Annotated in this window: 13 protein-coding genes; 8 read left to right on the top strand and 5 right to left on the bottom strand. The window is 51.2% G+C overall.

Annotated features, from left to right (window positions below; translation table 11 throughout):
* Positions 1–177 precede the first annotated feature (177 nt).
* The 3 genes from AC0QH1_RS23715 to AC0QH1_RS23705 all read left to right on the top strand — a co-directional run bounded on the left by AC0QH1_RS23715 (position 178) and on the right by AC0QH1_RS23705 (position 7389).
* Entirely contained in the window at positions 178–3708 is a 3531-nt protein-coding gene (locus AC0QH1_RS23715; RefSeq protein ID WP_324633845.1) for a two-partner secretion domain-containing protein, read from the top strand.
* A 320-nt stretch (positions 3709–4028) separates the two neighbouring features.
* Positions 4029–5954, top strand: coding sequence for a CHASE2 domain-containing protein (locus AC0QH1_RS23710; RefSeq protein ID WP_324633844.1), 1926 nt, complete (start codon positions 4029–4031; stop codon positions 5952–5954).
* 634 nt (positions 5955–6588) lie between these two features.
* Complete coding sequence (locus AC0QH1_RS23705; protein WP_324633843.1) at positions 6589–7389, top strand: DUF928 domain-containing protein; 801 nt, start codon at positions 6589–6591, stop codon at positions 7387–7389.
* Positions 7390–7452: 63 nt separating this feature from the next.
* Here AC0QH1_RS23705 and AC0QH1_RS23700 read toward each other — a convergent pair whose 3' ends face one another.
* Entirely contained in the window at positions 7453–7851 is a 399-nt protein-coding gene (locus AC0QH1_RS23700) for a hypothetical protein (protein WP_324633842.1), read from the bottom strand.
* Between the two features lie 167 nt (positions 7852–8018).
* Between AC0QH1_RS23700 and hslO the strand changes: the two genes are divergently transcribed.
* From hslO to AC0QH1_RS23675, 5 genes are all read left to right on the top strand, one after another.
* Positions 8019–8912, top strand: a complete 894-nt coding sequence (gene hslO / locus AC0QH1_RS23695; RefSeq protein WP_324633841.1) for an Hsp33 family molecular chaperone HslO — start codon at positions 8019–8021, stop codon at positions 8910–8912.
* Between the two features lie 522 nt (positions 8913–9434).
* Positions 9435–9632 carry a hypothetical protein gene (locus AC0QH1_RS23690; RefSeq protein ID WP_324633840.1) on the top strand — a complete coding sequence of 66 codons (198 nt, stop codon included), beginning with the start codon at positions 9435–9437 and terminating at the stop codon, positions 9630–9632.
* Between the two features lie 3 nt (positions 9633–9635).
* Positions 9636–11849 (top strand): hypothetical protein, encoded by a 2214-nt coding sequence (locus AC0QH1_RS23685; RefSeq protein WP_324633839.1) that lies wholly within the window; start codon positions 9636–9638, stop codon positions 11847–11849.
* Between the two features lie 1183 nt (positions 11850–13032).
* The gene (locus AC0QH1_RS23680; protein WP_324633838.1) at positions 13033–15804 is read left to right on the top strand and encodes a zinc-dependent metalloprotease; all 2772 of its coding nucleotides are present in this window, start codon (positions 13033–13035) and stop codon (positions 15802–15804) included.
* A gap of 175 nt (positions 15805–15979) precedes the next feature.
* Positions 15980–17488, top strand: coding sequence for an MBOAT family O-acyltransferase (locus tag AC0QH1_RS23675; protein WP_324633837.1), 1509 nt, complete (start codon positions 15980–15982; stop codon positions 17486–17488).
* A 46-nt stretch (positions 17489–17534) separates the two neighbouring features.
* Here the strand turns inward: AC0QH1_RS23675 and AC0QH1_RS23670 are convergent, their stop codons facing one another.
* From AC0QH1_RS23670 to AC0QH1_RS23655, 4 genes are all read right to left on the bottom strand, one after another.
* On the bottom strand, positions 17535–18776 hold the full coding sequence (locus AC0QH1_RS23670; protein WP_324633836.1) for a glycosyltransferase family 4 protein: 1242 nt from the start codon (positions 18774–18776) through the stop codon (positions 17535–17537).
* Between the two features lie 71 nt (positions 18777–18847).
* Complete coding sequence (locus AC0QH1_RS23665) at positions 18848–19567, bottom strand: class I SAM-dependent methyltransferase (RefSeq protein ID WP_324633835.1); 720 nt, start codon at positions 19565–19567, stop codon at positions 18848–18850.
* A gap of 190 nt (positions 19568–19757) precedes the next feature.
* Positions 19758–20504, bottom strand: a complete 747-nt coding sequence (locus AC0QH1_RS23660) for a sulfotransferase domain-containing protein (protein WP_324633834.1) — start codon at positions 20502–20504, stop codon at positions 19758–19760.
* Positions 20505–20748: 244 nt separating this feature from the next.
* On the bottom strand, positions 20749–23031 hold the full coding sequence (locus AC0QH1_RS23655; RefSeq protein WP_324633833.1) for a hypothetical protein: 2283 nt from the start codon (positions 23029–23031) through the stop codon (positions 20749–20751).
* Between the last annotated feature and the right edge of the window lie 212 nt (positions 23032–23243).

Below are 23243 nucleotides of genomic sequence, written 5' to 3'. Positions count from 1 at the left end.
GGAGAAAGGAGAAAGGAGAAAGGAGAAAGGAGAAAGGAGAAAGGAGAAAGGAGAAAGGAGAAAGGAGAAAGGAGAAAAGAGAAAGGAGAAAGAACAAAGAACAAAGGACATTGGTGGGTTTATAAAATACCCGATTATCTACTTTCCGGTTATTGATAGCTTATGAGGATAGTAAAGATGAAAAACGATTGTTTGACATCGGTGGGAATTGCAGGAATCGCATTGATAGCAATTCATTTACCGCTAACCGCACAAATAGTGCCCGATGGAACCCTGCCGGAAAACACAATAGTTACACCAGAGGGAAATACCGTCATTATTGAAGGAGGCACAGAGCGCGGGAGCAACTTATTTCATAGCTTCGAGGAATTTTCCATACCCACAGAAGGGACAGCATTTTTTAATAATGCTCGGCAAATTCAAAATATTTTTACGCGGATTACCGGGGGGAGGGTTTCCAGGATTGATGGGATACTGCGCGCGAACGGGAATGCGAATTTATTTTTACTCAATCCCAACGGAATAACCTTTGGGCCGAACGCGCAACTGAACATCGGCGGGTCATTTTTTGCCTCAACTGGAGAGAGCATTACCTTTGCAGACCAGACCCGGTTTAGCGCCACAGAAAATAATCCGCAACCCCTGCTTACCAATAGCGTACCGATTGGCTTGGGATTGGGTTCAAATCCGGGGAATATTGTCAATGAATCCGTCAGCACCAACGCCGAGGGTAAAATCGTGGGATTGCAAGTGAACCCGGGGGAAACAATTGGATTGTTTGGGGGGAATATTTTATTACCGGGAGGACACTTAAATGCGCCGGGAGGAGAGCTTCAACTGGTATCTGGGGGCAATAGAAATTGGGAAATTGGAATGGGGGAAAATGGTGCGTTAGAGGCCACTGACGACCCTAACGCGCGAGGAAGCATCCAACTGTGGGGACAAGCGGCGGCAAATACTAGTGGAATTGGTGGCGGTGATATTGCAATCGAAACAGGCATTCTATCCGTGCGGGATGGCTCCCAAGTTGCGGCGATTACCGAAGGCGCGATCGCGGGAGGCAACATCAGGGTAAATGCCACGGAAAAAGTAGAAGTCATCGGCACTTCTCCCGACGGGTTAAGCGTTTCATCGATTTCATCACAGACTGTGGGACAAGGAGATGCGGGGGACTTGAGCGTAACCACGAGAGAATTGCAGGTGGATAATGGCATTATTGCCGCCACCTCATTTGGAACGGGAAACAGCGGCAACTTGAGCATTCGTGCCACAGAGTTAGTGGAACTCAGGGGCGGAGTATTTCGCGCAGATCCGTTAGGATTGGCGAATGCGGCGGGTGCGGCGGGGGATGCGGGAGAGCTAACTATTGAGACGCGGCGGTTAGTGGTGCGAGATGGTGCGGTAGTGATTTCGGGAACGCGCAGCAGCGGTGCAGGGGGAAATCTGATTATCCGGGCGACGGAATCGGTGGAAGTCAGCGGGACATCACCGAATAATGCGATCGCCAGCAGCATTGTTTCCGCCGCCACCGACGGACCGGATGCCTTGCGCGAGCGATATGGCCCGAGTATTGTCAGCGGATCGGCGGGTAACGTGACCCTGGAGACCCAACAACTCATCCTTCGCGATGGTGCAGTGATTTCCACCAGCAGCGACGGTAGCGGCGATGCGGGAAACCTGACCATCCGCGCTGCGGAACGAGTAGAAATTAGCGGTAGCGGTGGACGAGGAGAATTTCCCAGTAGCCTCGTCAGCGACACCACTCAAACGGGTGCAGGCGGGGATTTAAGCATTACCACCGGACAATTTTTACTGTTACCGGGGGCAGTGGTTTCCGCGCGGTCTTTTGGCAGTGGTGACGGAGGGAATTTGACCCTGAATGCCAGCGACTCGGTGGAACTGATTGGCAGTGGGTTTGAAACTTTTCAACAAACCTTTATTGCGGGGGCTTTAGCGGGAGAATTGAAGCTGGGACAGTTAAGCAATGGGTTATTTACGGGAACGGCTGGAGAGGGAGCGTCAGGTTCGTTGCGAATCGACACTGGCAGGTTAATTTTACGAGAGGGGGCGGCGCTTTCCACGAGTACGTTTGGCGCGGGTTTGGGCGGAAAGTTGACTGTGAATGCCACGGAAAGGGTGGAGAGCGAGGCATCGGGGTTGTTTAGTGGCAGTTTGGGAACTGGGGCGGCGGGCAATATCGAGATGAATGCTCCGCAGTTAATTTTGCGCGATGGGGCACAACTCTCGAGCGTCACTTTGGGGGTGGGTCAGGGAGGAAATATCAACCTGAAAATACCCGATACCCTGGAAGTGCGAGTCACGCCGGCGGGAAGCTTGGTTGCCACGGGGATTTTTAGCAATACCATTGGGGGGACGGGAAAGGCGGGAGATATTACGATTGACACCGGACGATTGACTTTGACTGCTGGGGGACAGATATTAACCAATAGTGGGGCGATCGCCAGAAGTGGAGCGATTCCCCTGGGCGGCCCTGGGGGAAATTTAATCGTCAATGCCAGGGAATCCGTGGAGCTGAGCGGGGTGGCGGAGGATGGTCGAGTCGCCAGTGCATTGGGAACTTCTACCTTTAGCGGTGCGCCGGCGGGGAGCTTGAGGATTTCCACGCGATCGCTCGTGGTGCGCGATGGGGCGGGCGCTTTTGCATCGACTGAGGGGGCGGGCGCTGGGGGCAGTTTAACTGTGAACGCCTCAGAGGCTATCGAGTTAAGCGGCACTTCCAGCCTAGGGCGGTTTCGTCGCAGTGGGTTGTTTGCTACCTCTGGCAGCGATTTGCTACCCCTGGCGGCGAGCGGAATGGCGGGGGATTTGGAAATTAACACCGATCGCCTGCAGGTGCGAGAGGGGGCAGAAATCTCCGTCAACAGCGTGGAGTCTGGCGATGCGGGTACTCTGTCGGTGAATGCGGGGGCGATCGAATTGCAAGCAGGCGGCGCGATTAATGCTGGTACGGTGGGCGGTACTGGGGGGAATATTACTCTGGAGGCTCACAGCCTCGAGTTGCGCTTTGGGAGTAGCATTACGACGGATGCGGGGAATGCGGATGGGGGGAATATTGGGATTGATGTGGAGACTTTGGTGGCTTTGGAAAATAGCGACATTACGGCGAATGCTCTGGTGGGGCGCGGGGGTCGAGTAGCGATCGCCGCAGAAGGGATTTTTGGCACGCAGTTTCGCGATTTTCCTACCTCCGAAAGCGATATCACCGCCAGTTCCGAACTCGGGGCGCAGTTTAGCGGGACGGTGGAGATTAATACGCCGGATGTGGATTTACTGGAGGGATTGGCTCAATTAGCTACAGAGTTTGTCTCTCCCGAGACGGTGGTAGCAACGAGCTGTCTGGCACGCGGTTCTCGCGATCGCGGCAGTTTTACACTCATCGGCACCGGTGGAATTCCCGCTACCCCTGACAATGCACTTTCGGACTCTTATGCGGTGACGCAGGTGAGAGGATTGAGGGAGATGGCTGGGGTTTCGCAAGCCACCCCAGGTCGGGTTACTTCTGTCTTTGCGGAGGAATGGGGTGTCGGGCAATTTTCTCGCGATCGCCGCTCTTGGAAAGTCGGGTTGGCAATTCAAGAAGCAAATGGCATCCAAGTCACGGAGGATGGTCGCACCCTCCTCGGCATTCTACCGCAGCATCGCCCTGAAGCACCCTCTCTACACCTGTGCGAACCTGATGATAATTGACAGTTGACAATTGACAATTATCAATTATCAATTTTGCGTTTCTAATGAGGTGCTAATCGGGGATTTTGGCAGCACAAACCAGGGTTTGGAGTTAGAGCGCTCAATTGCTGTTCTAGTTCCTTGTTTAACTGGCAAGTTAGAATCGCAGAAGCTTGCATGAGCGATCGCGAGCCGGTATGGAGAGACCCTTTGGTTGAATGAGACAATCGATTTAAGGTGTTGAGAATTTGAATGACACGGATCCCGCTGCTGAAAAAAGTTATGGCGCGATCGCGCAGGGTGCGTAGGGTGCCTGATGCGGAGTCGGGATGAGTTGGGTCATGGCAAAACTGGTAAGAACTGCGTCACGCACTCTAGAACAATGGCGTGGGCAAGCGATGTCCGTGCCTATCGTTGCCGCATTGGTAGTCGCGATGCGCTTTGCTGGGTGGTTGCAGCCTTTGGAATGGGCGGCTCTCGATCGCTTTTTCCAGTGGCGACCCCCCGAACCGAGGGATGACAGAGTAGCGATCGTGGGGATTAACGAGTCGGATATCAATGCGATCGGCGATTGGCCGATTCCTGATGGCGTACTGGCAGAGGTTTTGACAGAAATCAAACAACAGCAACCCCGCGCTATCGGATTAGATATTTATCGCAATTTGCCGGTGGAACCCGGGTACGAGCGTTTGGTGCAGGTGTTCGAATCTACGCCGAATTTAATTGGGATTGAGAAGGTGGTGGGGGATGAAAATGGCGAAGGCGTGGCAGGTCCTCGGGTTTTGAAAGAACTGGGTCAAGTGGGGTCGAATGACGTGCCGGTGGATGGGGATGGCAAAATTCGCCGGGGATTGCTGTTTGTGAAAGCGCCAGATGGCAGGGTTTTGGAGAGTTTGGGGTTGAGATTGGCTCTGATTTATCTCGATGCCTCCAGAATCGAACCAAAAGCGGCAGATGTGAATCCGGATTACATGCAGATTGGGGATGCGGTGTTTCGTCAGTTTCAACCCAATGATGGCGGTTATGTGGAGGCGGATGCAGGGGGATATCAGATTATTTTTAATTTTCGGGGCGGGGCGGGGAGTTTTGAAATGGTGTCTGTGATGGATGTGCTGGAGAAGAGGATACCGCCGGATTGGGCGCGCGATCGCATCGTGTTGATTGGGCCGACGGCGGTGAGTTTGAATGATTTTTTTGATACGCCTTACAGCAGTCGGTTTTTTGGTGCGTCTAAACAGACGACGGGGGTGGAGATTCAGGCAAATTTAATCAGTCAGATTTTGAGTGCTGGGATAGAGGGTCGCGCTTTGATTCGGGTGTGGGACGATGTTGCCGAGGTGCTGTGGATTTGTGTGTGGTGTTTGGTGGGTGGTGTGTTAGGTGGAAGTTTGGTGCGCTTTCGTTTGCTGGGGGGAGTGGTGTTGGCTGTTGGGGTGTTGGGGGGGAGTTCATTTGGTTTGTTTTTGCACGGGTGGTGGGTGCCGGTGGTGCCGCCATTGCTCGGATTTGGAGGGTCGGTGGTGGTGATGGTGGCTTATGTGGCGTCTGTGGAGCGCCACGAACGCGAAGTTGTGATGAATTTGTTTGGGCGTCACGTGACGCCGCAAATTGCTGAGGCGATTTGGCGCGATCGCCATCAAATTTTGAAGGAAGGTCGATTGTTGGGGCGCAAGGTTCGGGCAACGGTTTTGTTTACGGATATTAAGAATTTCAGCAGCATTGCTGAGGAGACGGATGCAGAGCTGCTGATGTGTTGGTTGAATGAGTATATGGAGGCGATGGCTGGTTTGGTGCTGGAATATGGGGGGGTGGTGGATAAGTTTATTGGGGATGCGGTGATGGCGGTGTTTGGGGTGCCCATCGAGCGCACCACCGAGGAGGAAGTCGCAGCAGATGCGATCGCGGCAGTGTCTTGCGCGGTGGCGATGGCGAAAGCGTTGCGATCGCTCAATCAGCAATGGCAAGCGCGCGGATGCCCGATTGTCACTATGCGAGTGGGTATCGCTACTGGGCCTGTGGTGATTGGCAGCCTCGGCAGTCGCGATCGCGAAGACTATACCACCATTGGCGATAGCGTCAATGTCGCCGCCCGTCTGGAAAGTTATAACAAAGCTTTGGAAGGAGGCATTTGCCGGATCCTGATTAGCGAAGGTACTTATTCCTACATTCGAGATAAGTTCCGCACCCACTTCCTCGGCAGTGCCCTTTTAAAAGGACGTCAGCAACCCGTCACCCTCTATCAAGTCTTGCTTGATGAGGGGTTGTGAAACAGGCTTCTCCAATACCCTGTCAGTGATTTCTGCTTCACATTCTATGCTGTACAAACAGAGACTTGCACCCGCCATTCTCTCCCCTTTTTATTTAAAAAATGCGATAAAATCCAACATTTTAGAACACTTAAAATGCTCGAAAATCGCGAAATTTTATATTGAATTCCGGCAAAATAATTATCGATTAAACCCAGCTAAACTCGTTGAAAAAACTCCCTTTTTCATGCTTTCCGGTTAGAGAGGATTCCCGGTTGCGCCTCCTGTAGAGACGCGATCGGCGCGCGTCTTTGAGGCGAGTCGGGGAGACTAACTCTAACCTCTCTCTATCGAAAAAGGGTATAAGTAATTTCTCTAGCAGTTTTTAGTTCTGCCCCAAGCAAGTGCGGAAAAACTTCCGATAAAGGATGAAAAAGCCGCCGGAAAAGCTTAACTTACTTTTCAGGCATTTTGGGCTAAGATAGTGTAAAATACAGAGATAAGGGTGTAAGCTAGCCCATTTTTCTCGTTAAAATTACGGAAGATATGGGCAACAGTTGGACTGATAAATGTGCGATGTTAGGACAGGGTAAGCTTGGTGCGATCGAGCAGATTTCAATTTACCATTGATAGAGTTTAAAAGGAGTCTAATTTTATGAGGTTTGTGCGCCTATTGGTTAGCGTAGCAACCGTTACTGCATCCATGACGCTGATGCAGACGGGGATGACAATAGAAACAAGCTTAAATGAGAAATCGGGGCACCCCTGGGTTCATTTAGGGGGAAGCGCGCCTGCGGTGGCATTGGAACCCGAACTGAGTTATAAACCTCCCGGGGACTTAGATGCGCCGGAGACGAGTCGAGGGACGGGGTCGCGCGGATGTAACGATTCGGTTGCAGTGGGGCTGACCTTGCTGGTTCCGGACAATCACGTGGGCGTAACCGCTTCGGGACATCCGAGCTTTTATTGGCATTTGTCGGAGCAAAGTTCGGCGGATATGGAGTTTGCACTGGTAGAAGCCGGGGTCCCCACCCCAATTTTCACGCAAAAAATTGCTGGGGCACCGACGGGAATCGTGGAAGTTGCGATGCCGAAAGACTTGCCCGAGTTGGAAGAGGGGAAAACCTATCGCTGGTCCGTGAGCGTGCTGTGCAATGAAGAACGGCGATCGAGCGATGTGTTTGCCCAGGCGTGGATTAAGCGAGTTGCGCCCTTAGAGTTAGAAGCGGCGGGGGAATCCCCTAGCGAACCCACAGCAACCGGGAGCGATCGCCAGTTGGCCTCAGTGTACGCACAAGAGGGCCTATGGTATGACGCTCTCAAAGCGATTTCCAGCGCCTATGAAGATTCGGCCAACGATAGGGCGATCGCCTTAGAGCGCCTTTCCTTACTCGAACAAGTGGGATTAAACGAAGTCGTCGCCCAAGAGCGAGAACGGATCGCCAGCACCAACTAACCCCCTTCTCGGATGGAAACAGCTTAGGTTCGCGATCGCGCCAGACCCAGGCAGCATCACCGATTATTCGGCATGCTGCCGATTTTTATGGCTGAGAAACTCGCGCAGACGCAACAGATTCACCGTATGGCTCAAACTGAGTGGCAGCAAGGAAACCCCTTCCAAACGAGACTGCACCCAACCCTCGCCCCAGTACCACTCGTGAAACCCATCAATTCCCTGACTCAACAACACTCGCAAACAGTGGGGTTCGGCGCGATCGATGCGGTGGTGAATTAAAACAGGCCCGATCGCGCTGGTGTAACTCAATCCTTCATAAAGCTGCTCTGGCAGCTTTTCGCGGGTGCGTTGCGGCCATAACCACTCCTGCAACTGTTCCGGACGCAGGATACTATCCCGGATCGCCGTTGCAGGTGCGTCCACTTCAATTCTCAGGCTGGTTTGTTGAAAAGTCCCTAACATAGATCGGCTCAGCTTATCCGCCAGTGGAAGTCATTTTTTTCAGTATGCCATTCCCCCATACCGAACGGGGAGAAAAACTCCTCATCCCACCCCCGATCGCCCCCTCCTACCCAGCGGGACTCTTACAATATAAAAAGGTGACTTGTTAAGAATTGTAAGGTTTTTGCATGGCAGATCAACTGATTAGAGCCACGGCGGCTGAGGGCGGGATTCGAGCGGTGGGAGTCATTACCACGCGCCTAACCGAAGAAGCGCGCCAACGGCACCAGCTCTCCTATGTAGCCACAGCGGCTTTAGGACGCACCATGTCCTCCGGATTGCTACTCGCCTCCAGTATGAAGCGCCCGGGTTCGCGGGTCAACCTGCGCGTCAAGGGAGAAGGACCCCTCGGAGGCATTCTCGTAGATGCCGGTTTAGATGGCACAGTACGCGGTTATGTCGATCGCCCGCATGTGGAACTGCCCCCCAATGCGAAAGGAAAACTGGATGTGGGCGGTGCCGTCGGTCCGGGATATCTCTATGTGGTCCGAGATGTGGGATATGGCTACCCCTATTCCAGTACCGTGGAATTGGTCTCTGGAGAAATTGGCGATGATGTGGCCCATTATCTGGTGACATCGGAACAAACCCCCTCCGCATTGGTGGTGGGCGTGTTTGTGGAAGCCAAAGGGGTACAAGCTTCCGGTGGCATTTTGCTACAGGTGATGCCAAAAGCCGCCGAGGATTTAGAACTGGTGGAAACCTTGGAATCGCGCGTGGCGAGTCTGTCGGGATTTACACCGTTGTTGCAAGCTGGTAAATCCTTGAGCGAAATTTTGACAGAACTGCTTGGCGACATGGGGCTGGTTATTTTACCGGAACGCCAGATGGTGCGCTTTCACTGTGGTTGCTCGGAAGAGCGGATGTTAAGAGCGTTGAAATTGTTGGGCGAAGACGAACTGCAAGACATGATTGAAAAAGATGATGGCGCTGAGGCGACTTGTCATTTTTGCGGGGAAATTTATACCGCCAGCAGCGATCAACTCGCCGACTTGATTGTGGCACTGCAGGCAGAGTCCTAATCTGGGGTCTGGAGGGGGGCATATCCGCCATTGAACGAGATTCGCCGCACTCTCTTTTTCTCCCATAGCAGGTGGAGGAGCATTCATAAGCGGATCTGGTCTGTGTTGGCGGGCGATCGCCACAGGTCAGACCCCTCCTACCCGCCCTTGCGCCCACCCACACCGGCTTTCCCGCCCTGGGGGAAACCCAAGTGAATTCCCCCTCGCTTCACAAAGCCGAACTTGCCCACAACTTTACCACGGTGAGGTTTTCTGTCTTGCTCGGATAGTTATCAAAAGCGAATCCTCTAGAATAAGTTTAAATCTGCTTTCCTCCTTGCACATTTCCACCCCCCCCGGTTAACAATCTAGGGGGAGAAAAATTGGAAAATTGTAATGGATATGGTAGGAGCGATCGCCCGCGAATTGCGGGTAGGGATCGGCTTCCCAGGGTGGCTCATCTACTCGTAGTTAAATCAACAGCGCCTTAGTCAACCACCGGAAAAGTGGCTGGCAGCAATGTAGATTCTCCTAGAGGCTACAGTGAATTCTCAAATGCTCGGTTCGGTCGAGACCCCTAGCTTAAATCCCATGTACAATGGGTGTGACTTGACTCAGGCCGAATGGTATCGGCTCAACGTCAGTCTCGGCACGCGGGATCGGAAAACTGTGGCCGCGATCGCAACTGGCGCGATCGGGGGTTTGAACGTCCCAAAGGTACACCACATGCGGTTCGGGTGAGCTATGACAAAAGATCGCGAAATTCCAAAGCACTGGCCGATCGAAAGGTCTTCGGAGGCGGGAAATCATCCCCGAGCTGCGAATCCTTTCTCCTCGTCATCACGGTCCGCAGGTGGGGCTGGTGGTGCGGGTCGCGATCGAGATTCCCGCCGCGATCGCTCCCCCAAAAACCGCCGCGATCGCGACTCGGAAACTCCCCACCGCGCCGCCAGCAGTCCTCGGACATCCCAAGGAGAACAGATGGGCACCCGGGTGTTGAAATGGCTGACAAGCTGGCAACTCTGGGGACTGTTTACATTGGTACTCTGTGGCTCCCTCGGGGGCGGCGCGCTGATGATGCTGTTAAAACTTCCCGCTGTGCCGAATTGTAACAATAATCAATGGGGCATGATCTCGGCTTCGGAGCATATGTATTGCGCCCAAAAAGCAGCATCCGAGCAAACGGTTGAGGGGTTGCTCGAAGCGATCTCCCAAGTGAATCAACTGCCCCAAGATCACCCCCTGCGTCCGGAATTAAATCGTCAAATCCAAAAATGGGCAGAACAGTTGTTGGATTTGGCAGAACATACCTTCCAGGAGGGCAAGCTCACCGAAGCGATCGCCACCGCCCGACAGGTTCCGAGCAATACTGAAGCCGCTCAATTAGTCGAAGAACGCATCGAACGCTGGCAATCGATTTGGAATGAAGCGCAAGAAATTTATAAAAAAGCCGAGTCCGAGTTGGAAAAGGAAAACTGGGGTCAGGCTATTCGCTTGATGAGACAATTGACCGTGGTGGGCAATACTTACTGGGAAACCACCAAGTACGATGCGCTCAATCAGTCTATCGAAGCGACGCGAAAAGAAGGTCAAACCCTCGATGAAGCCCGCAATCTGGCAGAAAAAGGAGAACTCAAAGATATCTTAGAAGCGATAAAAGTTGTCGAGGAAATCGAGCCAAGCAGCAAATTATATAAGAAATCTCGCTCTCTAGTTGCCGAGTTTGCCAAGCAAATTTTGGACTTAGCACGGGAGCGGGTGGAAGAAAAAGATTGGCAAGATGCTATTTATATTGCCCGCCAAGTTCCCTACAATAGCTCGGTGAAAAAAGAGGCGGACGATTTAATCGATTTGGTGCGGGCACGGTCGATCGCCGCGCGGGCTACGGTGCGTTCTCTATCCGATGCGATCGCCAAAGCCCGTCTTATCGGTCCGACTCGTCCCCTGTATGGGGAAGCGCAACAGTTAATTGCCCAGTGGCAAGATAGCATCAAAGATGTGGCCTATTTAGAAGAAGCGCAACAACTGGCTCAGGGCGGCACCATGCGCGATTTAAAAGCGGCGATCGCTCAGGCGCAACAGGTGGAGCGAAATAACCCCGTATGGGAAAAAGCCCAGTCGGAAATCGATGGCTGGCGCAGTCGAATTGAAAGCACCGAGGACCGCCCCTACCTCAGACAAGCCGAACAATTGGCGCGCTATGGCGATCGCCCCTCTTTGGAAGCGGCAATTAATGCAGCGCGCAACATCGCTCCAGGGCGCGCCCTTTATCAGGAAGCCCAAGCCAAAATCCAAGATTGGCAACTGGAAATTCAACGGCTCGAAGATCGACCGATTCTCGATCGCGCCTGGAGTTTGTCTCAGTTAGGAAATGTGAAAGCCGCGATTTCGATGGCGCAAACCATTCCCCCCAACCGGGCGCTTTACGATGAAGCCCAATCGGCGATTCAAGGTTGGCAACAAGAAATCCGCGATCGCGAAACCCTCGACGAAGCCTATCGGATCGGCGATTTAGCCCAGACGCCGCAAGAATTGCTGCGGGCGATCGAAATTGCCAATCGGGTTTCCTCCGGTTCTTCCTTACGCTTTAGCGCCGATGCGGCGATCGATGATTGGAGTCAACGAATATTGTCCCTCGCCCAAGACCAATCCACCTACAATCTCGAAGCTGCTGTCAACATCGCCAAAATCATTCCCTATTACTCCAGCGTTTATCCCCGCGCCAGACGAGAAGTGGAAGCTTGGGAAATTTTGCTCAACCCGCCACCGCCTCCCTTAGCCGAACCGGATACGGCGCGCACCAATCGGAATACTTCTCCCTCATTTGCCTCGGATTCCCAGACCCGAATTCCTGCCGATGCATCTTCACAACCCCAAACCGAGGCGATAGACGACGCCTCGCCGGCATCGGATTCCCCCAATGGGCCAGAAGAAGGCGTGAATACAGATCGGGGGTGAACGATCGGGTCTGATTCCCCTGAAGTTTTCCGCACCTTCAGGGGGACGAGGCTGAGATAAAAAACCGACAATTTCATCGGTAAAATTGGGATACCCGGTCATCGATTTATTGAAAAACAAGCCCGGGTTGAAGGGGAATAAATGAGACGGATTTGGAATTGCGATCGCTGGATTTTTGGCAGGATAAATATATTTTTTATAGCGAGTTTATTCAACCAATCCAAGGCGGGATTGAAAAACAATCTTTAAAAATTCTTTACAATAAAATCAAACCGACAAGGGTGGCTACAGGTTAAGATAAGAGAATACAGACGATCGCCTAACAGCCAAAGCCAGAAAACGCAAAAGCAAGCAAATTGGCGGTGAGGATTGCTGCTCTCCCAGAGGGAATGCCCAAGGGGAAGGCAGGGGTTTTGGCTGGAAAAGCGAAGCTTCTGGAGTGGCAAGCGATCGCGAGATCCGGTTAACGAACGAGGCGCTTATCCCCCACCAAGAGACAAACCGGGCAATCTGCCCTGTCGCCACTGGAGGAGGCGATGCCAGAAGCGCGGGTGCAGATCTACACAACCCCCAAAGGCGATCGCCACCATTCAGAGGCGAAGCGCCCAACCCAATGCGGTTGGAGGGGCAACTGAAGTGCGAGTCGGGGTGCCTCCGGGAGGGATAGCTGCTCGATATAACAGGAGGTTCGCCGATGGTTTGAGGCATTCAACCGAAATTTTTTGTAAATTAGATCCCATAACCACCGAGGCGATCGCGTCGGTAACTTGCCGGAGTGACACCTTGTCAGGAGCCTTCAGCACTGCCGAAAAAGCGGCACAGTGTCGCACTCACTCAGGCGAAAAAGCCGCGACAGCGGACCGAAACTAAGACTTGACAATCCATAAATTGTAAATTCTTAAATTTCCTGTGTCAATCTTGCCTTCGGGCCGCGCAATTCCAGACTAAGCCCCTCCATTGCCGACAGATTGCCACCGAGATGTAGTAGCCACTCAAAACACAGAGAAGATTAATGCATCGCCAGATGAAAAAACTGACATCCCTAGGGAGTTTCCGAAAGCGCATCCTCGGGAAACTGAGGCAATTTTTGGCGAGAACTGTTCCCTTGCCAAGACCGAAGCCGCGAAGAAGCAATCGCTCAAGACTGAAAACCTTCTTAATTTTATTTCTAGCATTTTTCCTGATGCCAGTGACCTGGAGCATGGTTCCAGTGCCGGCAATCAGCCAAATGCCAATTGTGGGAAACACCGCGCAAAAAAACCCGCCTCCGCCGCCATCCGAAGAGGAGGAGAGTTTCCACAGCGACCTCGATTCAATAGAAAAGTTTGACGAGGTAGTGGAAGACAGCGAAAAACTAGAAGGACTATTTACCCTATACCACCAGGAAAAAACCGGCAAAGTTTATATGGAAATCATGCCGGAACAACTGGACAAAAACTTCCTGGCAGTAATGACCTTAGCATCCGGAATTGGCGAGCGCGGATTGTTCCGGGGAATGCCATTACAGGATATGTTATTTTACTTCAAACGGGTGAACGAGAACCTACAGTTTGTGGTCAGAAACGTGTATTTCCGCGCCCGTCCGGGAGATCCGGTAGAGCGATCGCTCGATCGCTCCTTTAGCGACTCCGTACTGTCCACCCTACCCATTGAAAGCAAACATCCCGAGAGGGAAAGCCTGCTCGTAGACCTAAGTAACCTGCTAATTAACCAGCGAGACTTAACCGGTTTAAGCGGGATTATGCCGTGGTTTTTAGGAGCCTCCTACAGCCGAGATAGCGAGTCCTCCTATTTCGATCGCATCCAAGCCTTCCCCTTAAACGTAGAAATCGAATGCGTGTATGGATTCAGTGGCGGCGACGAACAAGTGAGCGCCCTGGAAACCCTGCCCGACAACCGAGCATTTAACCTGCACGTGAACTACAGCATTTCCGAAGTGCCGGTCAACAACGGATATCGTCCGCGACTCGCCGATAATCGCGTCGGTTATTTCATCACCGCCTACCAGGATTTATCCGATCGCCGCAGCAAAGAAACCTTTGTTCGCTATATCAACCGCTGGCATTTAGAAAAACAAAATCCCAATGCCCGCCTGTCTCCCCCGAAAAAACCGATCGTTTTTTGGATCGAAAACACGGTTCCGTTAGAATATCGAGACGCGATCGCCGAAGGCATCGAACAGTGGAACAAAGCATTTGAAAAAGCCGGATTTATCAATGCCATAGAAGCGCGAGAAATGCCCGACGATGCCACCTGGGATCCCTCAGATATTCGGTACAATACCATTCGCTGGTCCACCGCCTTCGAGTCCTGGTTTGCCGGCGTCGGACCCTCGCGGGTCAATCCCCTGACCGGTGAAATTCTGGATGCGGATATTCTCATCGACGGCAATATCGTGCGAAGCATCAAGCGCGAGTATCGCAGCTTAGTGGAACGAGAACCCAGCGGAAGCGAAATGGCATTTTTGGGCAAAATGATGGGCGATCGCCACCCTTGCATGCCGGCGATGGGGGTCTCCACCGATGCCTCCCTGGGAACCATGCAGATGGGCGATCGCAGCATGGGAGAACCCCCCGCCCAGGTGCGAGCCTTCGTCTCCGACATGGTAGAAAAATACGACCTGTGCTACGGCATCGAAGCCCCGCAACAGTTAGCCATCGGGGCATTTGGCTTATCCGTCTTCCACAACGCCCTACCCAGTGGCGAGGAAATGGAACAGTACATCAATCAGTATTTGACCTTCCTCACCGCCCACGAAGTCGGGCATACCTTGGGTTTGCGCCACAACTTCCACGGGAGCACCATGCTCCAACCGGAAGAACTGCACGATACCACCATTACCCGCAGCCAAGGACTGGTGGCTTCAGTCATGGACTACGTGCCCGTGAACTTGGCCGGTCCAGACCGCGAACAAGGGGATTTTTACCCCGTAGTGGTCGGCCCCTACGATGAATGGGCGATCGAATATGGCTACAAACCTCTCAATGCAATGATTCCGGCAATGGAACGGCGCGAATTAGAAGAAATTGCCGCCCGCGCCGGAGAGGATCCCCATTTGGCCTATGCCCCGGATGAGGATACGATGGATATCCTCAACCCCGCCGCCAATGCCTTCGATCTCAGCGGCGATATGGTGAAATATTCCGAGTGGCAATTGGAAAATGCTCGGGAAATGTGGGAACGCCTAGATAAGCGCTATCCGGTCACGGGCGAAAGCTTTAGCGAAGTGCGCCGCATGTTTGACATGGTGTTTTTCTATTATTTCCGCAACGCCATGAATGCCACCCTTTATGTGGGGGGTCAGTGGTTTAACCGCAACCACGCCGACGGAAATGGGCGCTTGCCTTTTCAACCCATCTCGGTGGAAAAACAGCGTCAGAGTTTGGCACTGCTGCAACAATACGTATTTGATAAAGATGCGTTGCACTTCTCCGCGCAACTGTTGAATAAATTAGCCCCCGATCGCTGGTATCACTGGGGGTCTCTACCGGTGGTGTTCCCCTTGGATTATCCCATTCATCAGCGGATCAATCTGTTGCAAGGGATTGTCCTGCGATCGCTGCTCTCCTATCCGCGCTTGATGCGCTTGCAAGACCTGGAACTCAAGGCATCCCCCGGGGAAGCCCTCACCATCCAGGAGTTGTTCGATACCCTGCAAACCGGAATTTGGACCGAGGCGATCGAACCCGAAGACGACATGGGCGAGATTTCTAGCGTCCGTCGCGACCTGCAGCGCGATCACCTGGCCATGATGATGGCAATGGTATTGCGAAAAGCACAGGTTCCCGATGAAGCGCGGACTCTGGCATGGTACAACTTACAACAACTGCGCCAACAGCTCGATCGAACCCTGGATAAGCGCGGCGACAACTTGGATACCGCCACTAAAGCGCATCTGGCGGAAAGCATCCACCGCATCGACAAAACCCTCGAAGCGCAGTTACAATCTCGCTGATGCCAGAGGAAATGGAGTAGCAAGTGGCATTTCCCTCGTTCCCAGGCTTACGCCTGGGAACGCCCCATCTGAGGCTCCGCTTCTTTCCAGTAAAGAGGCAAAATAACTTCCCGTTTCCGATTTTCGATACCCTGTGCCCTGGTGAATTTCCACCCATCACCGCTGAATTTATCCGATGACTTTTATTTCGATTGTCTACGCGGTATTTTTATTAAGTCTGTTAGGACTGTATTGGAGCGTCAGCAAACAGCGATCGCGTTTGTGGCTGATTTTCATTGCCAGTTTGATTTTTTATGCCTCCCTGCAAGCCATTTACATTCCCTTGCTCCTGGGAGGAATTTATGTTAACTATCGCTTGGGACGCGCGATCGCCAAAAAATCCGAACCCACCCCGCGCCAGCAAACCGCTTCCCCACCCTGGCAAGAGCGCTTTGCCAACTGGGAACGCCGTCGGCTTTTTTGGTTATGGATTGGCATTTTCTTTAACATATTTCTGCTGCTGGGATTCAAATACGTGCCCTTTTTATTCACCACAATCGGCACGCAATTTGAAATTCCCATTGCCTTAGACACCGCCGATTGGTTTGCCGACAATATTATCGCCCCATTGGGACTGAGTTTTTTCAGTTTTGAATGTATTGCCTATCTGGTTGATGTGTATCGCGGCGCACCGGCTTCGGCACAATTGCTGAGATTTGCGTCTTACAAACTCTTCTTTCCCAAACTAATCTCCGGGCCGATTACCCGCTATCATTATTTTCAAAAACAACTGAGAGGATTGATATTTCCCGCCTCCCACGAATGGGTGGAAGGACTGTGGTTGATTGCCTGTGGTGCCATCAAAAAAGGAATTGTCGCCGATCGCCTTGGCATCTTGGTAGACTTGAGTTTTGAGAACATGCAGCGCGCCGGTAGCGGCGATTTGTGGCTGGCAACCCTTGCCTATGGCTTGCAACTGTTTCTCGACTTTAGCGGGTATGTGGATATGGCGCGCGGGAGTGCCATGCTGTTGGGATTTAATCTGCCGCAAAACTTCAATTTTCCCTATTTTAGTACCAGCATTGCCGACTTTTGGCGGCGGTGGCATATTTCTCTGGGAGATTGGTTGCGAAACTATCTGTATTTTCCCTTGGGCGGGTCGCGCGTTGGGTTGGCGCGAACCTGTCTCAACTTAATTATTGTGATGTTAGTGGCGGGAATTTGGCATGGTGCAGCTTGGGGATTTATCCTGTGGGGAATCTTGCATGGTGTCGCCTTGGCAATTCACCGCATCACCGATGTGGTTTCAAAGAAATTTGAAGGCTTAAAACGCTGGTGGAAAACCATTCCCGGTATGGTAACGGGATGGGTTTTGACCCAGACAATGGTGTTTTTCGCCTGGATTCCCTTTCGCCTTCCCAACCTGGAAGATGCTCAATGGGTGTTAGAACATTTCTGGCAACATACCGGCGACGTGCAGTTTGCCGAGAAAGTGTATTTAGAAAGTATGGGGTTGCCCCGGGTGGAATTGGCGGTGCTGATTGCGGTGATTTGGATATCGATGGGATTGAGTTACGCGGTTCATCGCGGCTTAAAATTGCAACTCAATTGGCCCTTGAAAATTGCGTTAGTGCCGATCGCCTTATATGCGGTGTGGATGTTTGCCCCGGAAGGAGGGTTGCCCTACATTTATTTTGATTTTTAAAGGGTAGTGGTAAGGTGGGCATTGCCCACCGTCAAAATTATTGGAATTATGCCTTGAAACTCTTGCTGTTGAGAACGCCAGTCGCTACATCTTGAATGAGTTGTAAGTGGCGGTGGATGAGGTTTTGTGCCGCATAGCGCTCTAATACGGTTTCGCGAGCTTTTTTGCGAATTTCGGCCATGCGAGTGGGATGATCCAAGACTTCATCCACGCGATCGGCGATTTGTTTGGGGGAGAAAAAGTCTGCAAGCAATCCATTTTCCCCGTCGGTAATTACTTCGCGCACCGGTGGCGTATCGGAACCGACGACTAAACAGCCGGTGGACATGGATTCTATCATCGACCAGGATAAGACAAACGGACGAGTTAAATACACATGAACGTCGGATGCTTGAATGACTTTTAAGTACAATCCGTAGGGTAAAGCGCCGACAAAGTGAACCCGGGATAAATCTAGGGGGACTTTTTTGAGCATGTGTTCTTTGTAGGTTTCCCCGCTGGGTAAAGATTTGCCGTAGCAAACGCGATCGGAACCGACGACAACCACGTGACAATTCGGGCGTCTTTCCTGAATGTAAGCGAGGGATTCGATAAATTCGGGAAATCCGCGATAGGGTTCCATTCCACGCGCCACATAGGTGACGAGTTCGTTTACATGAGACAAATCTAATTCGGGCAAGACTAATTTTGCCCCCGGGTTGGGTTTGAAGTAGTCTACATCCACGCCATCGTGAATCACCGAGATTTTGCTTTGGAATTCCGGGGGAAATTGCGATCGCTGCCAGTAGGTGGGAGAAATCCCCCAATCGCAGGAGGCTAAATCCACCAAAATCGGCGAATTTTTCACCCGAATTCTCGCCACATCATCAATCGTTAACGGGTCTTTCGGGTCAAAATTGGCATCGGATCCGTAAGCATGGTAATACCATTCAAAATAACACAATAACGGGGCATTGGGAAAAATATCTTTGGCAAATAACGTCGGTCCCCACCCGGAGTGCCCGTACACGATATCCGGCACGAATCCTTGCGATTTGAGCTGTTCTGCCATCCGAAACACCGCTTGTCCGGAGAGGACCGCACTTTCCAGGGGTCGGACATAATGATGGGTGTTTGGATTGGGGTCGCGACTAGGTTTAAATAAGGCTTTTTTTACGCCGGGAATGACCCATTCCGGGCGTTCGTTTTTGGTGCCAAATACCACTTGGTTGTTGGGATTGCTGGCGATCGCGGTGGCAACATGGCGAAACTGTGCGGGAAAATTGGGATGCAGGATTAGGATTCGCATGGGGAGAACCAGTCAAAATGAGAAATGAAATCAGCAGGAAAAATTCAGGCAAAAACAGAAGGTTTTCTGTGTTAGGTTTGCAGAGACTCTGGCGCTTGACAGACCCAGACGCAATCGCGGGGTACGGTGGTGGTATCTTTTAAGATGATCCGATAGTTAAGATGACTGAGGAATTTTTCCATAATATTATCGGTCATTACGGAGAAAGCGGAACCATGTCTTTTCCCCATTAAGTTGACCTGCCATTCCCCGAGAAATTTCTGCCATCCTAAGTCACTCAGGACGTTACTATGGTGAAAGATACAGAGGCGATCGCCCCGCAAAAGCGCGGGAATTTGGGTTAAGTAATTAAAAATATCTCTCGGTTCCAAATGCACCATCGTATCGTAACAGAAACAGACATCAGCGGATCCCGGTTCGATGGGGTTTAATGATAGACCATCGAGTTTGACGTAGCTGACGCGATCGCTGCCCAACCGCGACTGGGTTGCTTCTAGCATTTTACTCGAAATATCGGCACAAATAAGCTGCCTACAGCGATCGAGCAACAGCGCCCCGGTTTTGCCCCCGCCCACGCCAATTTCTAACACCACATGTTCTGGACGCAGGTAGGGCTGAATAAACCGCTCTTTGATGAGGGCTTCATATTCCTCTAGGGATTGGGCCGCCCCCGCCCGTTGACCGATCCACTCATCGCCAATGTGTTCGAGTCCCGGATGAATATTATGCCATGCGGTGGCATAAGCATCCCAGGTGCCTTCATAATCAATTCCCTCTTTTGCATTTTCCATCGGGTCGATCTCTAGATACTGAACGGCAAAACCTTCTTTTTCGGGTGGAGAGCATAACCTTGCCACCCGAAGGCGAGGTTATCGTCTTTTAAGAGTTACGTAATTGACCCCTAATGACTCTCGATATAGAGGTACGGTGGGCAATAATGCCCATCCTACAACTCCGGCGATCGCGGAAGTCCTCTCTCCCCTAATACCAGTCAAATTTTATCTTCAAATGTTCCGTTAATGCCTGATTGTGCGGCATAAAATAGTCCTGTAACTGTCTTCGCATTGCGTCGGGGATGTTCTCCCGGTACTCCCCTGCATTGTATCGGGGATAGTCGCCGAGTTGTGCTGGGGGCAATCCTAAAAATGCCAGGGTTTGCGCCACTGTCTGCGCCGGGTGACGATAAAAGTCCTCGCTGGTAAGGATTAAGAAGCGATCGCGCGGGAACAGTTCCATCCAGCGTTTGAGCTGTTCGAGATAAATTCCCCGGGACAAATAGGTGTAATGCTGATGATTGTAGCTATAATAGTTCTCGTCAGCCAGCATTTTTTGCACTTCTCCTGCCAGTCGCGCCGGTTCGCTAGCGATCGCTTCTGCAAACGACAGGGACTCGAACCCCAAGCGAACTTCGTGATTGTAATGAGACCAACTTCGCGTCACTGGATTTCTCAACAATACGATGAGTTTTATCTCGGGAAATAGCGCTTTGACCCGTTTCGGCGTTAGGGGATGAAAGAGATAATACGGACTCGCTTCTCCGGTGAGAGTTTCCCCGGGAGTCACGGAGGGAAATTGCGCGTTATACCAGTCAAGTCCCCGCTGAAAGTTGAGGTCGAAAAAGTGAATTTCTTTTTGCGCGGCGGGAATAATTTGCGGGTGTTGGGTGAGGTAGTGATAAAGCGAAGTCGTCCCGCCTTTTTGGGTGCCGATAATCAGAAAGTCTGGCATGGATGAGAGATAGAGCTAATAATTCCAAACCTTATTTTGCCCCATATTTGCAGAAAATTTAGGGGAAGATATTCTGGGGAAGTTTGATGTTGCCAGTTGCTGGTTTTCCACCAGCGGGAAATTCTGTTGGATGCGATCGCCAACCCTCACCCTCCACTTCAGTTGCGACCCAATTCCGGGACAATTCAGAAAATTTGGTCGAAAGGGAAGATGAAGGGGTCAGGTGATTTGCTAGGTTTGAAGGTCAACGTATCCATTTGTTTCTGGATCGTTGGGGAACGGAAGGATAGGGTAACACATTCAAGGAAATCTCGTCTCCGATTTGAATGAGTTCTTGGCTTTGGGCATCATAACCCCAAACTTTCAAAACCGTCTTGCCCGAGGGTAAAACTGTGGTGGGAATTCGCAGTTTCCATCCAGAGTTTGTGTAATTTGGATTGGATAAGGCAAGGGCAACATCGGGTCTGGGGGTATTCACTGGGTCTACAGCAATCAATTTATTATCCGATCCGTAGCTGAGAAAAACGGCATCTGGCGGTTTATTTTGTTGTGGCAAAATGGCCCATCCGGAAATAGCAATGGTTTGTCCTTTCCAGATTTCCGTCTCGGGTATATTATCTAAAACCCCCTGAATGGTGTTACTGGTTGCCAAACGATAGTCGCGATCGCGCCGCTTCCAAAACCAATGGGATTGGACTAACCGATAGGGCTGATATTCTTGCAGAATGTATTGATAAATCTGGGACACCGAATCCGAGGTAGGAATCCCATCAATGGTATTCGACCACATGTTATTGGTCAATAAAATGATATCCGGTTGAGTCTGTTTTAGTTCGCGCACCACGATTTTTTGAGCGCTGGTGGGTTTGGAATAATAGGTATAGCTAAATTTCGAGCAAGAGGGTTTATCGAACAGGGAGTACCAAAGTCCCTCAGAGGTTAGGGTATAAAAGCAGGACTGCTTGTCAATTTCTGGTTGGAGGGCATTCACTGCTTCCAAGTAATCCGGTTGCACGATTTTCTCATCTGCGGTGGCGATCGCCTGAGAGGTTACGGCGACTTTTTCCCAAGCTTTTTCCGGGGCAAAATTCGGTTCTGATGCGAGCAAAACGAGCATGATAACCCCAAAACTGAGCCGAATAAATCCCCGGGTTTCATTGGGGATTTGCACCGTATCGTCTAAATACTTTCGCACCCCGCGTAAACTCAGATAAAATAGCAGCAAAAAACTGACAAGGGCACTGTGTCCTGCATGACCGATATCGCTGCGATCGAGGGCACTCCGCATGTAGATGCAAGCAGCAGATAATAACAAAAGGGTGAGAAAGTGTTTCTGAATAAACGACCGCAGGTGGAATTGTGTTTTTTTCAACGCGATCGCCAGATAAACCAGCACTGAAGTTTGAATCAACATCGACATCCAAAACCACTGGGAGTCGAATGTCATTTCCAACGGAGGGAGGGGACGAAAAGAGATATAACGGCCATATTTACCCCAGTAGAGAATTTGCCACCCTATCGCCCCTAGACCCTGGAAACCCAACAGGATCGCGAGTAAAATCAAGGCAGTTCCAATTCCCAGAACCGATCCAGCTAACCACCGCTTTCTCACCCGCTTTTCCAACCCAAAGCTTAACACAACCGCGCTCAGATAAATCCCCAGAAAATAAATCGCTCTATCATATACGTAAAGAAAGCTTAGCGGAATAGAAAACCCAACGATAATCGGTAATACTTTACCCTGTATTGGTTTATAATCCCCCACTCTAAAAAAACGCAACATCAGTGCAAACTGAATAACAAAAAATGAGGAGCGGGTTTCATCCACGTAAAAAAAGATGCCTTCCAAAAAAGCAAACAGCAGACTAACTCCCAGGAAAAATAGCAGGTTAGATTGTTTCTTAAACCGAACGCACTGCGTAATTTCCCATAAAACCCAAAACCACCCCAAGGTAGAAACTATCCGCAATCCGATAACAAACAACCGGGTTTTAGCAATTAAGGTATTGGAATATCCTAGGGTATGAGCGAGTAAACTCGGGAACACATTCAACCCAAACCCATGCACAAACACCGTGTTCGCAAAGGGATTTTCTAAGGCGGTAAAATTGGGCAAAAACCCCAGAAACTCGCCTTCGTGGAAGGAATCGAGCAATGGTGCTTGCAAGCCAAAAAGATGTTTGTTAATCGTCCAGGATAGAATGAGGAGTGCGGTGACGGGAATTAAAAAGAATGGGTGAGCGATCGCCTTTTGTAAAACTCCGAAAAACCCATCCACCCATTTGGGGTTAATTACCAGGGCGATCGCGCCCACCAAAGGCGGCACGAATAGCAGGATAAAATACTTCAGGTAATCCGTGTAAGGACTGGTATTCTCCAGTGTAGCCACCGAAATTGCACCCGTGGCATTTTCGCCAAGCGGAAGGTAAATTTGATTAACCACTGGCACCAATACCAGCCAACAAATTAAGGCAATGCAAAACACCGCCGCTACATTGGGTGTGGAGTTATCCTTTGGGTCTGACATACGGATATAAAATGACGATTAAGAGAGAAATTATAGGAAAAAATAAATCCAGGCGAGCGTCAAATTGCGGCAATGACGTAGCCTCACTGGTTTGATATTGCCAAACCAGATATAGCCGTTCGCCGGATCGGTAATGAACAATGCTATCTGACTAGATTACCAGAATGGGTTCCTCAAAACAATCCCCCTCCGAACCCTGAAGAAAAGGGTAA

The organism is Phormidium sp. CCY1219, assembly GCF_055795085.1.
The sequence above is the reverse complement of the archived record's forward strand: the minus strand, read 5'-3'. Positions and strand labels throughout refer to the sequence as shown.